This window comes from Bacillus thermozeamaize (genome assembly GCA_002159075.1).
GTDB lineage: Bacteria > Bacillota > Bacilli > ZCTH02-B2 > ZCTH02-B2 > Bacillus_BB > Bacillus_BB thermozeamaize.
The window spans coordinates 1-1,864 of the sequence record LZRT01000029.1 but is presented as its reverse complement, the minus strand read 5'-3'; the positions used below and the strand labels follow the sequence as shown (position 1 = coordinate 1,864).

Below are 1,864 nucleotides of genomic sequence, written 5' to 3'. Positions count from 1 at the left end.
CCGGGACAAAAGCGCGGTGGACCGGCCGTGGAAGAGGAAGTTTCTGGGGTTCAGTTTTCTGCCGGACCGGGAAGCGACCATCCGGTTGGCTCCAAAGACGGTGGAACGCTTCAAGGAACGGGTCAGGGCCATCACATCCAGGACCCGGCCTGTCACCATGGAGCAACGAATCCGAGAACTGAACCGGTACATCACGGGATGGGTCGGGTATTTCCGCATTGCGGCCGCAAAGTCGCACTGCGAAACTCTTGACCAGTGGATACGCCGGCGGCTGAGGATGTGCCTATGGAAGCAGTGGAAACGGGTACGGACGCGCTACCGTGAACTGCGGGCGCTGGGGGTACCGGAACACTTCGTCCATATGATGGCGAACTCACGCCGGGGGCCATGGGAGATGTCCCGCAACCTGAACAACGCCCTTGACACCCGATATTTTCAGGCGCAAGGGCTGGTCAGCATGCTTGAATGTTACTTGGCATTTCGTTAACTCTTCGGAACCGCCTGGTGCGGACCCGCATGCCAGGTGGTGTGAGAGGACGGGGGCTAGCCGCCCCCTTCTACTCGATTTCAGTCTTTTTCTAAAAAAGAACCGAGCCAGGCATTCGCTTATGGGAAGGCCCGGCTCTTCGTTTTGTTTACACCGCATGCCGGCAGGCCGACATGCGGCCGGCCATCGCCCTGGAAGGTTTTCTCAATCAAGCGTAAGGGTCATACGGCAAGGAGCCTCGGGCGGGGAACCGCCGGACGGAAGCTCAACTGACCAAATGGATTGATAAGGGATATTTGCAAGGCTACAATGGCTTTTATTATCCGGATCGCCCGATAACACGTGCCGAGTTTGCCGCATTTATTAATCGTTCTTTCAACCTAACAGAAGCTGCCAAAATAAATTTCATCGATTTGAAAGATACCCATTGGGCATATCCACATATCGCGATCGCCGTGCAGGCAAATTACATACAAGGCTACAGTGATCATACCGTCCAGCCGGATCAAAAAATCACACGAGAAGAAGCGGCCGTAATGGTCTACAAACTCCTGAAGATTGAAAATGGCACGCAGAATGCTACCATCCCATTCAAGGATCACGCTGCCATCTCGGATTGGAGCAAGGAAGCGGTATTGGCGCTTTCCCAAAACTCCATCATCAAGGGTCGCGGTAATGGAAATTTTGATCCGCAAGGCCACTTGACGCGCGCCGAAGCCGTTACATTGCTGGAAAGTGCTTTGAATTACGCTGCTTCCCAGGTAATGGTCTACGATACTCCCGGTCAATACGGACCGGATACGGGCGTTGCTGTAATCAAAGGCAGTGTGATCGTCGCATCTCCGGGCGTCACACTTCGGAACGTGATCATTGAAGGTGATCTGACGGTAGCTGAAACCGTAGGGGATGGGGATGCTTACTTCAAAAATGTAAGTGTGCGCGGAACGACATACATTTACGGCGGCGGCCCCGAATCCGTGCATTTTGAGGATTCTGTGCTCGTTTGGATTTGGGTTGACGAGCGTGACGGCATTGTACGCGTTGTTGCTTCCGGCAATACAGTAGTCGAATACGTTGAAGTGCACTCCCCTGTTAAGCTTGAAGAATCAAGTCTTACAAACAGCGGTTTTGCCAATGTGGAAATTTCCGAGGGTTTGCCGGTGTCAACGCCGGAATTCATTTGACCCACCAGAGCCGGAATAAAATTGACCCACCTGTGCACCTGGCGTCGAATAGATTCCGGTTTTGATTTTGTCTTTGAGGCGATAGCTGTTCCCGCGAATATTGATGACATGACAGTGATGCAAAAGCCGGTCGAGAACCGCTGTTGCCAGCACAGGATCGCCCATCAGTTCGCCCCACTCGCCAATGCTCTTG

Annotated in this window: 1 protein-coding gene and 2 pseudogenes; 2 read left to right on the top strand and 1 reads right to left on the bottom strand. The window is 53.3% G+C overall.

The window, feature by feature from the left end:
* Both BAA01_04170 and BAA01_04165 read left to right on the top strand, forming a co-directional pair.
* A pseudogene (locus tag BAA01_04170) lies at nucleotides 1–487 on the top strand (group II intron reverse transcriptase/maturase).
* A 296-nt stretch (nucleotides 488–783) separates the two neighbouring features.
* On the top strand, nucleotides 784–1,671 hold the full coding sequence (locus BAA01_04165; GenBank protein OUM89929.1) for a hypothetical protein: 888 nt from the start codon (nucleotides 784–786) through the stop codon (nucleotides 1,669–1,671).
* Here the strand turns inward: BAA01_04165 and BAA01_04160 are convergent.
* Nucleotides 1,651–1,864: pseudogene (locus BAA01_04160) on the bottom strand (AAA family ATPase). The gene BAA01_04165 and the pseudogene BAA01_04160 sit on opposite strands and share 21 nt — an antisense overlap.